The organism is Streptomyces sp. NPDC059788 (genome assembly GCF_042732265.1).
In the GTDB taxonomy this organism is placed as follows: Bacteria; Actinomycetota; Actinomycetes; order Streptomycetales; family Streptomycetaceae; genus Streptomyces.
Genome location: NZ_JBHWHY010000015.1, coordinates 16,696 through 31,849, shown reverse-complemented (window position 1 = coordinate 31,849; position 15,154 = coordinate 16,696). Strand labels below are relative to the sequence as shown.

1 protein-coding gene is annotated in these 15,154 nt (G+C 75.6%); it reads left to right on the top strand.

Features of this window, described 5'->3' with window-relative positions:
• The first annotated feature begins 104 nt into the window (after positions 1-104).
• Positions 105-15,149 carry an amino acid adenylation domain-containing protein gene (locus ACFV57_RS15060; RefSeq protein WP_385230875.1) on the top strand — a complete coding sequence of 5,015 codons (15,045 nt, stop codon included), beginning with the start codon at positions 105-107 and terminating at the stop codon, positions 15,147-15,149.
• Positions 15,150-15,154 lie beyond the last annotated feature (5 nt).

Genomic DNA, 15,154 nt, shown 5'->3' with positions numbered 1-15,154 from the left:
GCGAGCGGTCCGCAGGCAAGTCCGTATGCGGCCCGCACCGAAGCCCGAGCCGTAGTGCGCACCTCGTGATCCGCTGGAACGCACGTCGTTTGGAGGAGTAAGCGATGACCCGATCTCTTGTCGAGGACGTGTGGCCGCTCTCGCCGTTGCAGGAAGGGCTGCTGTTCCACGCCGCCTTCGACGAGGAGGGCCCGGACGTCTACCAGGGGCAGCGGACACTGGCCCTGGACGGCCCGCTGGACGCGGACCGGCTGCGCGCCTCCTGGGAGGCGCTGGTCGCCCGGCATCCGGTGCTGCGGGCGGGCTTCCGACGGCGCAGGTCGGGCGACGCGGTGCAGGTCGTCGCGCGCGAGGTGGAACTGCCGTGGCGGGAGGCCGACGTGTCGGGCCTGGGCGGGGCCGAGGCGGACGCCGAGGCCGAACGGCTGGCCGCACGGGAGCGGGCCGAGCGCTTCGACCCGGCGGTACCGCCCCTGCTGCGTCTGCTGCTGATCCGCCTCGGCACCGAGCGGCACCGGCTGGTCATCACCTCCCACCACGTCCTGATGGACGGCTGGTCGATGCCGGTCCTGCTCAACGAGCTGACCACGGTGTACGCGGCGGACGGCGACGCCGGCGGGCTGCCCCGGGCGGCCCGCTACCGCGACTACCTGGCCTGGCTGAACCGGCAGGACAAGGACGCCGCCCGGCAGGCGTGGCGGGCGGAGCTGGCCGGCAACGACGAGCCGACCCTCGTGGCCCCGGCCGACCCGGCCCGGCTGCCCGTCGTCCCGGAGAGCCTGATCAGCGAGCTTCCCGAGGACCTGACGCGCGGCCTGGTGGAGCTGGCCCGCGCCCACAAGCTGACGGTGAACACCGTGATCCAGGGCGCCTGGGCGCTGCTCCTGGCGCGGCTGGCCGGGCGCGACGACGTGGTGTTCGGCGCCACGGTGGCGGGCCGCCCCGACGCGCTGCCCGGTGTCGAGTCGATGGTGGGCCTGTTCATCAACACGCTGCCGGTCCGCGTCCCGCTCGACGGCGGGCAGCCGCTGCACCGGCTCCTCGCCGGCATCCAGGAGCGGCAGACCGCGCTCATGTCCCACCAGCACCTGGGCCTGGCGGAGATCCAGAAGCTGGCCGGGCCCGGAGCGGTCTTCGACACGCTGGTGGTCTTCGAGAACTACCCCGCCGCGCCCGCCGGCGCCACCGGGCCCGGTGCCTTCGCCCTCCGCTTCCTCGAAGGGCGGGAGACCTCCCACTACCCCTTCACGCTGGTCGTCGTGCCGGGCGGGCGGATGCTCTGCAAGCTGGACTTCCGGCCGGACCTGTTCGACCGCCGCACCGCCGAGGCCGTGTTCGCCAGGCTGGTGCGGGTGCTGGAACAGGCGGTGGCGGACCCGTCGGCGCCGGTGGGCCGGATCGGGGTGCTGGGGGCGGACGAACGGCACCTGGTCGTGGACGGGTGGAACGCGACGGCGGCGGAGACGGCGGGGCCGTCGGTGCCGGAGCTGTTCGCGGCGCGGGTGACGGAGGCACCGGACGCCGTGGCCGTCGCGGACGGGCGGCGGACGCTGACGTACCGCGAACTGGACGCGGAATCGGGCCGGCTGGCCGCGTACCTGAACGGCCTGGGCGTGGGGCGCGGCGACCGCGTCGCCGTCGTGCTGGAGCGGTCGGCCGACCTGGTGGTGGCGCTGCTGGCGGTGTGGCGGGCCGGTGCGGCGTACGTGCCGGTGGACGCGGGGTATCCGGCGGAGCGGATCGCGTTCATGCTGGCCGACTCCGGACCGGCGGCCGTGGTGTGCGCGGAGGCGACGCGCTCGGCGGTTCCGGTGGACACGGACGGGCGGCTGGTCGTGCTGGACGCGCCGGAGGCCGCCGCGTACCGGGCCCCGGCTCCCCGGGCGCTGCCGACGGCCCACGACCTGGCGTACGTCATGTACACCTCCGGTTCCACCGGTGTGCCGAAGGGCGTGGCCGTGCCGCACGGCAGCGTGGCGGCGCTGACGGGCGGGCGCGGCTGGTCCGCCGGTCCGGACGACACGGTGCTGATGCACGCCCCGCACGCCTTCGACGTGTCGCTGTTCGAGATCTGGGTGCCGCTGGTCTCCGGCGGCCGGGTCGAGGTGGCACGGCCGGGCGCGGTGGACGCGCAGCGCATCCGTGAGGCCGTGGCGGGCGGGGTGTCGGCGGCGCACGTCACGGCCGGTCTGTTCCGGGTGGTCGCGGAAGAGGACCCGGGGTGCTTCGCGGGCCTGCGCGAGGTGCTGACCGGCGGTGACGTGGTCCCGGCCGCGTCCGTCGCGCGCGTGCGCGAGGCGTGCCCGGAGGTGTCCGTACGGCATCTGTACGGGCCCACCGAGGTCACCCTGTGCGCCACCTGGCACCACCTGCGGCCCGGCGACGCGGCGGGCCCCGAACTGCCGGTGGGCCGCCCGCTGGACAACCGGCAGGTGTACGTCCTGGACGCGTTCCTGCACCCCGTACCCCCGGACGTCGTCGGCGAACTGTACGTCGCCGGTACCGGGCTGGCACAGGGCTATTGGCGGCGCGCGGGGCTCAGCGCCGAGCGCTTCGTGGCGTGCCCGTTCGCCGCGGGCGGGAGGATGTACCGGACCGGCGACCTGGCGCGCTGGTCGCCCGAGGGTGAACTGGTCTTCGTCGGGCGGGCGGACGCGCAGGTCAAGGTGCGCGGGTTCCGGGTCGAGCTGGGCGAGGTGGAGGCGGCGCTGACCGCGCACCCGGCGGTCGGCCAGGCCGTGGTCGTGGCCCGCGCGGACGGCCCCGGCGAACGCCGCCTGGTGGGCTACGTGGTGCCCGACGGGCAGGAGGCGGCAGCGGACCAGATCCGCGAACACGTCGCCAAGGTGCTGCCGGACTACATGGTCCCCGCGGCCGTACTGGTGCTGCCGTCCCTGCCCGTGACGGCCAACGGCAAGGTGGACCGTGTGGCGCTGCCCGCCCCCGACTTCGCGGGACGGGTGTCCGGGCGGGCGCCGCGCACCGGCGCCGAGGAGATCCTGTGCGGCCTGTTCGCCGAGGTGCTCGGCCTGGAACGGGTGGGGACCGACGACAACTTCTTCGCCCTGGGCGGCGACTCGATCGGCTCGATGCAGCTGGTGTCGCGGGCCCGCCGCGCCGGACTGATTCTGACGCCTCGTCAGGTCTTCGACCTCGGGACCCCCGGGCGGCTGGCGGCGGTGGCGGCCCGTACCGGCACCGCGGACCGCGCGGCGCCCGACCCGGGCGACGGCGACATACCCTGGACGCCCGTGATGCGGGCGCTGGGAGAGCGCGCCGCCCGCCCCGGCTTCGCCCAGTGGATGATCATGGGGGCGCCGGCCGGACTGGGACAGGACACACTGGCCGCCGGGCTGGCCGCCGTCCTGGACACCCACGCCGTACTGCGGGCACAAGCGCGGCCCGGCGATGAGCCCACGCTGCACGTGCCCGGCGTCGGAACGGTCGACGCCGCCGCGCTCGTCACCCGTATCGACGCCACGGACGCACCGGCCGCCGCCCTGGACGGCATCGCGGAGGACGCGGCCCACGAGGCCGCCGCCCGGCTCGACCCGGCCGCGGGCACCATGGTCCGGGCGGTATGGGTGGACGCCGGGCCGCGGCGCACCGGGCGGCTGGCCCTGGTCGCGCACCACCTGGTCGTGGACGGCGTGTCCTGGCGCATCCTCGCGCCCGACCTCCGGGCCGCCTGCGAAGCCGTGGCGGCAGGACAGGCGCCCGAACTCGACCCCGTCGGCACGTCCTTCCGCCGCTGGTCCGAACTCCTCACCGTTCAGGCGGCCGACGAGACCCGTACGGCCGAACTCGCGGACTGGGCCGCCCTGCTCGACACCGCGAACCCCCTGCTCAGCACCCGCGCCCCCGACCCGGACACGGACACCGCGGACACTTTGCGCCGCCGCTCGTGGACGCTGACCGGCGAAACGGCCGCCGCCGTACTGAACCGCGCGCCCGGAGCGTTCCACTGCGGAGCGCACGACGTGCTGCTGGCCTCGCTCGCGGGCGCGGTCGCGCACCGGTGGCCGCACACCGGCACGGAATCCGGCACCGGCGACGGACTCCTGGTGGATGTCGAAGGGCACGGTCGCGAACCGCTCGACGGCACGGACCTGTCCCGCACGGTGGGCTGGTTCACCAGCGTCCACCCCGTCCGCCTGGACCTCTCCGGCATCGACCTGCCGCAGGCGCTCACCGGCGGACCCGCCGCCGGCGTGCTGCTCAAGACCGTCAAGGAACAGGCACGCGCGATACCCGGCGACGGCCTCGGCCACGCCCTGCTGCGCCACCTCAACCCGGTCACGGGCCCCGCGCTGGCCGCCTTCCCGGCCCCGCAGCTCGGCTTCAACTACCTCGGCCGCTTCGCCGCGGGCGCCGACGACGGCTCCGTCGCCCCGTGGCAGACGGCCGGCGCCACCGCGATCGGCGGCACGGCAGCCCCGGACCTGCCCGTCCAGCACGCCCTGGAGGCGAGCGCCGTCGTCCGCGACACCCCGGACGGACCGGAACTGGACCTCGCGCTGAGCTGGCCCGCCGCGCTCCTCGACGAGACCGCGGTGGCGGGCCTCGGCCAGGCCTGGCTGGACGTCCTCGGCGGCCTGGCCGCGCACGCCGACAGTCCCGGCGCGGGCGGACACACCCCCGGCGACTTCCCGCTGCTGGACATCACCCAGGAGAGCGTGGAGGCCCTGGAGGCCGCCGTGCCGTCCCTGGCGGACATCTGGCCGCTGTCGCCCCTCCAGGAAGGGCTGCTCTTCCACGCCGCCTTCGACGAGGAGGGCCCGGACGTCTACGAGACCCAGCGGCTGCTGGAACTGGACGGGCCGCTCGACGCCGCCCGGCTGCGCGCGTCGTGGCAGACACTGCTGGCCCGGCACGACGCACTGCGGGCGAGCTTCCACCAGCGGGAGTCCGGCGACACCGTGCAGGTGGTCGCCCGCGAAGTGGACCTGCCCTGGGGCGAGGCGGACGTGTCGGCACTGCCGGAGCCCGAGCGGCAGACCGCGCTGGAGCGGCTGGCCGGCAACGAGCGGGCCCGGCGCTTCGACCTCGCGGCGGCACCGCTGCTGCGGCTGCTGCTCGTACGCCTGGCACCGGACCGCCACTTCCTGGTGGTGACCAGCCACCACATCCTGCTGGACGGCTGGTCGATGCCGGTCGTCCTCGACGAGCTCGGCGCGGCCTATGCGGCCGGCGGCGACGGCGCGGCCCTGGAACGGAGCGTCTCCTACGGCGCGTACCTGGCGTGGCTGGGCGAGCAGGACAGGGACGCCGCACGGGCCGCCTGGCAGGCGGAACTCGCCGGTGCCGAGGAATCCACCCTGGTGGCCCGCTCCGACCAGGGCCGGGCACCCGCGGAGCCCGAGACCGGCGCCGCCGAACTGTCCGAGGAGGGCACCCGGGCCCTGACCGCGCTGGCCCGGCGCCACGGCCTGACCGTCAACACCGTGGTGCAGGGCGCCTGGGCGATGGTGCTGGCGCGCCTGGCCGGGCGTACCGACGTGGTGTTCGGCGGCACCGTGTCCGGCCGGCCGCCGGAGCTGCCCGGTGTCGAGTCGATGGTGGGCCTGTTCATCAACACCCAGCCGGTACGGGTACGGCTCGACGGCGGGCAGCCGGTCCTGCGGATGCTCACCGGCCTCCAGGAGCGCCAGTCCGCGCTGCTGGCCCACCAGCACCTCGGGCTGCCGGAGGTGCAGGGCCTGGCCGGGCCCGGGGCGGTCTTCGACACCATGCTGATGTTCGAGAACTACCCGCGGACCACCGCCTCCCTGTCCGGCTCCATGCGAGCGGGCGGCGAGGTGACGATCCGTCAGGCGAATCTGGTGGCAGGCACCCACTACCCGCTGGCCGTGGGGGTCGTCCCCGGCGACCGGCTCCGGATCTACGTGACGTACCGCCCGGACCTGTTCGACCGGCGCGAGGCCCGGCAGCTCGGGGAGCGCGTCGTGCGCGTACTGGAACAGGTCGTCGCGGACCCGCGGGCCCCCGTCGGCCGGATCGACGTGCTGAACGCGCCCGAACACGAACGGGCCGTGGAGCGGTGGAACCCCGTGACGGCCGGGGAGCCGTCCGCCGCCTCGGTGCCGGAGCAGTTCGCGCGGCGGGTGGTGTCGGCGCCGGATGCGGTGGCGGTCGTGGACGGGTGGCGAACTGTTCAATATGGGGAGTTGGACAGGGAGTCGGATCGTCTTGCTGTGTATCTGGGCGGTCTGGGTGTGGGGCGTGGTGAGCGGGTCGCGGTGGTGTTGGAGCGGTCGGCGGAGCTGGTTGTGGCGCTGCTGGGTGTGTGGAAGGCGGGGGCTGCGTACGTGCCTGTGGATGCCGGGTATCCGGCGGAGCGGGTGGCGTTCATGCTGGGCGACTGCGGGCCGGCGGTTGTGCTGTGCACCGAGGCAACGCGGTCGGCGGTTCCGGCGGATGCGGCCGGGCGGGTGGTCGTGCTGGACGACCCCCAGGTGCGGACGGCCGTGGCGGCGTGCCCGGCCGGGGCGCCGCGGCAGGCGGTGTCCGCCGAGGACCTGGCGTACGTGATGTACACCTCCGGCTCGACCGGTGTGCCGAAGGGCGTGGCCGTGCCGCACGGCGGCGTGGCGGCCCTGGCAGGGGAGCCGGGCTGGTCGCTCGGCCCGGACGACGCGGTGCTCATGCACGCCCCGCACGTCTTCGACGCCTCCCTGTACGAGATCTGGGCGCCGCTGGCCACGGGCGCCCGCGTGGTGGCCGCCGCCCCCGGCACCGTCGACGCCCGGCGCGTCCGCGAGGCGGTGGCGGCGGGCGTGACGGCCGTGCACCTCACGGCGGGCCTGTTCCGCGTCGTCGCGGAGGAGGCGCCGGACTGCTTCGCGGGCCTGCGCGAGGTGCTGACCGGCGGCGACGTGGTCCCGGCGGCATCCGTCGCGCGGGTGCGCGCGGCCTGCCCGGACACCGCCGTACGCCACCTGTACGGGCCCACCGAGACCACCTTGTGCGCCACCTGGCACCGGCTGCGGCCCGGCGAGCCCGTCACGGACGACGTGCTGCCGATCGGGCGCCCACTGCCCGACCGGCGGGCGTACGTGCTCGACGCGTTCCTCCGGCCCGTACCGCCGGGTGTGGACGGCGAGCTGTACCTCGCCGGGGCGGGCCTGGCCCGCGGCTACCTCGACCGCCCCGGTGCGACGGCCGAACGGTTCGTCGCCTGCCCGTTCCCGCCCGGCATGGGGGTCCCCCCGGCCGAAGGCCGGGGGAGGATGTACCGCACGGGCGACCGCGCCCGCTGGACGTACGACGGCGAACTGGTCTTCGCCGGGCGGACGGACACGCAGGTCAAGGTGCGCGGCTACCGGGTGGAGCCGGGCGAGGTGGAAGCGGCGCTGGCCGGACACCCGGCGGTCGCCCAGGCCGTCGTGGCCGCCCGCGAGGACCGGCCCGGCGAACGGCGCCTGATCGGGTACGTCGTGCCGGACGGGACACCCGTGGACGCGGAAGCCGTCCGCGGGCACGTGGCCACGCTGCTGCCCGAATACCTGGTCCCGGCCGCCGTGGTGGTGCTCGACCGGCTCCCGGTGACCGCGAACGGCAAGGTCGACCGGGCCGCGCTGCCCGCGCCCGACTTCGCCGCGCGCGCCTCCGGGCGGGCGCCGCGCACCGGGACCGAGGAGATCCTGTGCGCGCTGTTCGCCGAGGTGCTGGGCCTGGACCAGGTCGGCGTCGGGGACAGCTTCTTCGAGCTGGGCGGCGACTCGATCATGTCGCTGCAACTGGTCTCCCGCGCCCGGCGCGCCAAAGTGGTGGTCACGCCCTGGCAGGTCTTCGAGGAGAAGACCCCCGAACGGCTGGCCGAGGTGGCGGAGACCGCCGAGGACGGCGACGGCTCCGGCTCCGCGCCGGACACGGCCGACGACGGGGCGGGCGAGGTCGCCTGGGCCCCGGTCGTACGGGCCCTCGGCGTACCGGCCGCGACGCGCGGCGAGTTCGCGCAGTGGGCGGTTCTCGGCGCCCCGGCCGGGCTGGGCCAGGACGTGCTGGCCGCCGGGCTGGCCGCCGTACTGGACACGCACGACATGCTGCGGGCCCGCGTGACGGACGGCCCGGAACCGGCGCTGCGCGTGTCCGCGCGCGGCACGGTGGACGCGACGCCGCTGGTCGGCCGCGTCGACGCCGCACACATACCGGACGACGGCCTGGACGGGCTCGCGGACGGCGCCGCACGCGAGGCGGTGCGGCGCCTGTCGCCCGCCGACGGCGTCCTGGTCCGGGCCGTCTGGCTGGACGCCGGTCCCACGCGGACCGGCCGGCTGGTGCTCGCCGTCCACCACCTGGCCGTCGACGGCGTCTCCTGGCGCATCCTCGTCCCGGACCTGCAAGCCGCCTGCGAAGCCGTGGCGGCGGGCCGCGAACCGGAACCCGACCCGGTCGCGACCTCCTTCAAACAGTGGTCGGACCTGCTGGCCGCACAGGCCGCCGACCCCGCCCGCACCGCGGAACTGGACCACTGGACCGCGCTGCTCGACGGCCCCGACCCGCTGGTGGGCGAGCGGGCCCTCGACCCGGCGCGGGACACCGCGGCGACCGTAAGCCGCCTCACCTGGACCGCGCCCCGGCCCACGGCCGCCGTACTCGCGGCCCGGACACCGGCCGCCTTCCACTGCGGCGTCCACGACGTGCTGCTGGCCGCGCTGGCCGCCGCCGTGACCCGGCGGCAGGAGGAACGCGGCCAGGACACCGGCGCCGGGGTCCTCGTGGACATCGAAGGGCACGGGCGCGAACCGGTCGCGGGCGCCGACCTCTCCCGTACGGTCGGCTGGTTCACCAGCACGCACCCGCTGCGGCTGCGCCTGGCCGGACTCGACCTGGCCCAGGCCATGGCGGGCGGGCCCGCGGCCGGAGCGCTGCTCAAGACCGTCAAGGAACAGGCACGCGCGATACCCGGCGACGGCCTCGGGCACGAGCTGCTGCGCCACCTCAACCCGGAGACGGGCCCTGAGCTGGCCGCGCTCCCGGCCCCGCAGATCGCGTTCAACTACCTCGGCCGGTTCACCGCCGGAGCCGCACCGGAGACGGTGGCGCCCTGGGAGATGGCCGGGGAGTCGGCGCTCGGCGGCTCCGTGGACGAGGACATGCCCGCCCGGCACGCCCTCGAAGCGGGCGCGGTGGTCCAGGACGGCCCCGACGGGCCCGCACTCACCCTCACCCTCAGCGGGCCCGGCGGCCTCCTGGACGAGGCCGCGGTGCAGCGGATCGGGCAGGACTGGCTGGCGGCGCTCGCCGGCCTGGCCGCGCACACCGACCGTCCCGGCGCGGGGGGGCACACGCCCTCCGACTTCCCCCTCCTGGAGCTGACCCAGGAGGCCGTGGAGGAACTGGAGGCCGCCGTGCCGTCCCTGGCGGACATCTGGCCGCTGTCGCCCCTCCAGGAAGGGCTGCTGTTCCACGCGGCTTTCGACGAGGACGGCCCGGACATCTACGAGGGCCAGCGGATGATGGAACTGGCCGGTCCGCTCGACGTCGCCCGCCTGCGGGCCACATGGGAGACGCTGCTGGTACGGCATCCCTCCCTGCGGGCCGGCTTCCACCCGCGCGCGACGGGCGAAACCGTACAGGTCATCGCCAGGGACGTACCCCTGCCGTGGCGCGAGGCGGACCTGTCAGGACTGGCCGACGACGACGTACCGGCCGCACTCCAGGCACTGGCCGACGGCGACCGCGAACACCGTCTGGACCTGACGGTGCCGCCGCTGCTGCGGCTGCTGCTGGTCCGGCTCGGCGAACGGCGGCACATGCTGGTCCTGACCAGCCACCACATCGTCAAGGACGGCTGGTCCCTGCCGGTGCTGATCGACGAGATGGCGTCGGTGTACGCGGCGGGCGGCCACGACCGCACGCTGCCGCCCGCCACCTCCTACCGCGAATACCTGTCCTGGCTCGACCGCCAGGACAAGGAGGCCGCGCGCGCCGCGTGGCGGGCGGAACTCGCCGGGGTGGACGAGCCGACCAGCGTGGTGCCCGCCGAACTGGTCCGGGCGCCCGCGGTGCCGGAGCGCATCCGCTTCGAGCTGAGCGACGAACTCACGCGCGGCCTGACGGAACTGACCCGCGGGCTCGGCCTGACGACGAACACCGTGCTGCAAGGCATGTGGGCCCTGCTGCTGGCCCGGCTGACCGGCCGCGACGACGTGGTCTTCGGCACCACCGTCGCCGGCCGGCCGCCGGAGCTGCCGGGCGTCGAGTCGATGATCGGCCTGTTCATCAACACCCTGCCGGTACGGGTCCACCTGGACGGCGCGCAGCCGGTCGTGGACCTGCTCACCGACCTTCAGCAGCGCCGCAGCGCGCTGATGGCCCACCAGCACGTCGGGCTGCCGGAGATCCAGCACCTCGCAGGCCCCGGCGCGACCTTCGACACGCTGGTGGTCTACGAGAACTACCCCCAGCCGCCCGGGACACCGGCCGACCCGGACGCCCTCGCCGTACGCCCGGCCGGCATCCCCGAGGACCGCGGCCACTACCCGCTCACCTGGATCGTGGCCCCCGGCGAACGCGCCCAGGGCGACTTCATCTACCGGCCGGACGTCTTCTCGCGCGCCCGCGCCGAGCGGATGCAGGCCGCGCTGGTCCGGGCCCTGGAACAGGTCGTCGCGGAACCGCGTACGCCGGTGGGCCGAATCCGCCTGCTGGGCGAGGACGAACGCGAACTGGTCGAGACGCGGTGGAACCGGACGGCTGCACCTGCCCCCGCCGCCACGCTGCCCGAGCTGTTCGCCCGCCAGGCCCGGCAGTCCCCGGACGCGACGGCCCTGGTGACCGACGACCGCACCCTGACCTACCGCGAACTGGAACAGGAGGCCGGGCGGCTGGCCCGCCACCTGACCGGGCTCGGCGTCGGGCCGGAACAGCGCGTCGCGGTGGCCGTACAGCGGTCGGCGGCGATGGTCACCGCCGTGCTCGCCGTGTCGATGGCGGGCGGCGCGTTCGTACCGATCGACCCCGCCCATCCGGCGGAGCGCGTCGCGTACGTCCTCGCGGACGCCGGACCGCCGGTGCTGCTGTGCACCACGCAGACCCGGCACGTCGTACCGGACGGATTCGGCGGACGCGTGGTGGTCCTGGACGACGAGGCCGTGGCGGCAGCCGTCGCCGCCCGGCCGGGAGAGCCGGTGACCGACGACGAGCGCACCGCGCCGCTGCGCCCGGCCCACCCCGCCTACGTCACCTACACCTCCGGCTCCACCGGACGTCCCAAAGGCGTCGTCGTCCCGCACGCCGGCCTGGGCAACCTGGCGCGCGCACAGATCGAGCGGTTCGCGGTGACACCCGACTCCCGGGTCCTGCAGATGGCGTCGCTGAGCTTCGACGCCGCGGTCTCCGAACTGTGCATGGCCCTGCTCTCCGGCGCCGCCTCGGTCGTCCCCGGCCCGGACGCCCTGCCGCCCCGCGCGCCGCTGGGCGCCGCGCTGCGCCGGTGGGACATCACCCACGCCACGGTCCCGCCGAGCGTGCTCGCGGTCGCCGAGGAACTGCCCGCGTCCCTGGAGACGCTGACCGTGGCGGGCGAGGCGTGCCCGCCGGGCCTGCCCGCCCGCTGGGCCGGGACCCGCCGGATGGTCAACGCGTACGGGCCGACCGAGACGACGGTGTGCGCCACGATGAGCGCGCCGCTGACCCCGGACGCCGGGGCCGTACCGATCGGACGCCCCATCGCCAACTCCCGCGCGTATGTGCTCGACGCCTTCCTCCAGCCGGTCCCGCCGGACGTCGCCGGGGAGCTGTACGTCACCGGCGCGAACCTCGCCCGCGGCTACCTTGGCCGGCCGAGCCTGACCGGCGAACGCTTCGTGGCCTGCCCGTTCGCGCCCGGCGAGAGGATGTACCGCACCGGCGACCTGGCGCGCTGGACCCCGGACGGCGAGCTGGTCTTCGTCGGCCGCGCCGACGCCCAGGTCAAGGTGCGCGGATACCGCGTCGAGCCGGGCGAGATCGAGGCCGCGCTCGCCACCCACCCGGCCGTCGGACAGGCCGTCGTGGTGGCCCGCGAGGACCGGCCCGGCGAACGCCGCCTGGTCGGCTACGTCGTCGCGGACACGGCCGCCGGGACCCGGGACGAGCAGCTCGAACACGAGCAGGTCGAGGAGTGGCAGGACCTGTACGACACCCTGCACGCCAACCCGGAGTCCGACGTCCTCGGCGAGAACTTCGCCGGATGGAACAGCAGTTACGACGGGCAGCCGATCCCGCTGGAGCAGATGCGCGAATGGCGGGCGCGGACCGTCGAACGCATCCGCGCCCTGCGGCCGCGCCGGGTGCTGGAACTCGGCGTGGGCACCGGCCTGCTGCTGTCCCGGCTCGCCCCGGACTGCGAGACGTACTGGGGCACCGACTTCTCCGCCTCGGCGATCGGGGAACTGCGGCGGCACGTGGACCGCGACCCTGCGCTGGCCGGACGGGTCGAACTGCGCACCCAGGCGGCCCACGAGGCCGACGGCCTGCCCGCCGGGTACTTCGACACGATCGTGCTCAACTCCGTCGCGCAGTACTTCCCCAACGCCGGATACCTCCAGGAGGTCGTGGAACAGGCCCTGCGGCTGCTGGCGCCCGGCGGCGCGCTGTTCGTCGGCGACGTACGCAACGTACGGCTGCTGCGGGCCCTGGCCACCGCCGTGCACGCGGGCCGCGCGACGGACGACGGCGACGTGGCCGCGCTGCGGCGGGCCGTCGAGCGCAGCGTCGTACTGGAGAAGGAACTCCTGGTCGACCCCGAGTTCTTCACGGCACTGCTCGACCGGCTGCCGGACGCCGCCGGGGTGGACATCCGGCTCAAGCGGGGACACCACCACAACGAACTGACCCGGTACCGCTACGACGTGACGCTGCACAAGCGGGGAGCCGCCGTGCTCTCCCTCGACGGCGCGCCCGAACGGGCCTGGACGGGCCGCGACGGCGGCCTCGCCGCGCTCCGGCGCCACCTGGACGGCGAGCGGCCGGACCGGCTGCGCGTCACCGGCGTGCCCAACACCCGGGTGACGTACGAAGCGGCGCTCGCCCGCGTCGTCCAGGACGGCGGGGACCCGGCCGCGCTGCCGGCCGGCGGCGGTACCGCCCGCACCCGCGTGCCCGGCGCCGACACCCCGGACGTCGAGGCGTTCCACGAGCTGGGGGAGAGCCTGGGCTACTGGGTGGCCGCCACCTGGTCCGCCGGTACACCGGAGGCACTGGACCTGGCGTTCGTCCGCTCCGAACTGGCCGACGGCAGCGCGCCGGTGGACACGTACGTGCCGACGGGCGGGCCGGCGGACCCGGCGGCGCCGCTGACGGCGTGGACCAACGCGCCGGCCGCGGGCCGCGACACGGGGGCGCTGCTGGCCGCCCTGCGCACGCACGTCGCGGAACGCCTGCCGGAGTACATGGTCCCCGCGGCCCTGGTGCCGCTGGACCGGCTGCCGCTCACCCCGAACGGGAAGATCGACCGCCGGGCCCTGCCCGCCCCGGACTTCGCCGGGCAGGTGTCCGGACGCGCGCCGCGCACCCCGGTGGAGGAGACCCTGTGCACCCTGTTCGCCGAGGTCCTGGGCCTCGAACGGGTGGGCATCGACGACAACTTCTTCCACGTCGGCGGCGACTCCGTCATGTCGATGCAGCTGGCCTCCCGGGCCCGCCGCGCCGGACTGACCCTGACACCGCGCCAGGTCTTCGAGCAGCCGACCCCCGAACGCCTCGCGGAGGCCGTGGAATCGGCCGGGGCGGCGGACCGCGCCCGAGCGGCCGGGAACGTCGGTACGGGCCCGGTCGCCCCCACCCCCGCGATGCGGGCGCCGGGCGGAAGCGCCTTCGGCCGGGGCCTCGCGGAGCGGATCGTCGTGACCGCGCCGGCCGGGCTGGAGGCGCACACGCTGACGGGCGGACTCGCCGCCGTACTCGACACGCACGACATGCTGCGGGCCCGGGTGGAGCCGGGCGAGGACGGGCAGCCGGTGCTGGTGGCCGGCGAACGCGGCACGGTGGACGCCGCCTCGGTGGTCACCCGTATCGACGGCACCCGCATCCCCGACGGCGACCTGGACGCCGTCGCGGACCGGGCCGCCCGCGAGGCGGCGGAGCGGCTGGACCCCGCGACGGGGCCCGCGCTCCGGGCGGTGTGGCTGGACACCGGAGCCGGACGCACCGGACGCCTGGCCCTCGTGGCCCACCACCTCGTCGTGGACGAGCCGTCCTGGCACATCGTCGTCACCGACCTCGCGGCGGCCTGCGCGGCCGTGGCAGCGGGTGCCGTACCGGAACTCGCGCCGGTCGGCACGTCCTTCCGGCGGTGGGCCGCCGAACTGGGCACCCCGGCGGACGAGGAGAGCCCGGCCGCCGCCCGGCCGCATACGGAACCCGACACCTCCGCTCCCGGACACCACCGGTCGTGGACCGTACCGCGCGACACGGCCGCCACCCTGCTGCACCGGACCCTGCACCTCTACCACTGCGAGGCCCACGAGGTGCTGCTCGCCGCCCTGGCGGGCGCGATCACGCGCCTGGACCCCGGGGCGGGCGTCCTGGTGGACGTCGAGACGGACGGCAGGCAGACGCATCCTTACAGCGGACAGCTGCTGGCGGCTACGGAGAGCTCCGAACTGGCCCGTACCGTGGGCCGGTTCACGCTCACCCGCACCGTGCGACTGGACCTGTCCGGCGCCGATTTGGACGGCGCTTGGGCAGGCGGGCCGGCGGCCGGTACGTTGTTGAAGGCCGTCAAGGAACAACTGCGTGCCGACCCCGGGGCCGGTGCGGACCCGGCCGGCCTGCCGGAACCGCGCCTCTCCTTCACCCACCGGGACCGGTCCCGCACCGGACCGGCGGACGCGCCCTGGCAGCCGGCCGGCCCCACGGCAGCCGACGGCGCGTCCCGGCCGGCGCGGCCCGCCACCCGCGCCCTGGAGGCGGGCGCGGTCGTCCGGGGCACCCCGGACGAGCCGGAACTGACCCTCACGCTCGGCGGGCCCGCCCACGCCGCGGACGCGGCGGCGGCCGAACGCACCGGCCGGGCGTGGCTGGACCTGCTGGCCGGCCTGGCCGCGCACACCACCGATCCCGCCGCGGGCGGTCACACCCCCTCCGACTTCGGCCTCCTCGATCTCGCCCAGGGGCAGATCGACGAACTGGAAGCCGGATTCACCGACGACAAGCGATAGCGACC

Excerpts from the sequence above, each read along its gene's own strand:
- ACFV57_RS15060 (WP_385230875.1), top strand. The coding sequence starts at position 105 with ATGACCCGATCTCTTGTCGAGGACGTGTGGCCGCTCTCGCCGTTGCAG.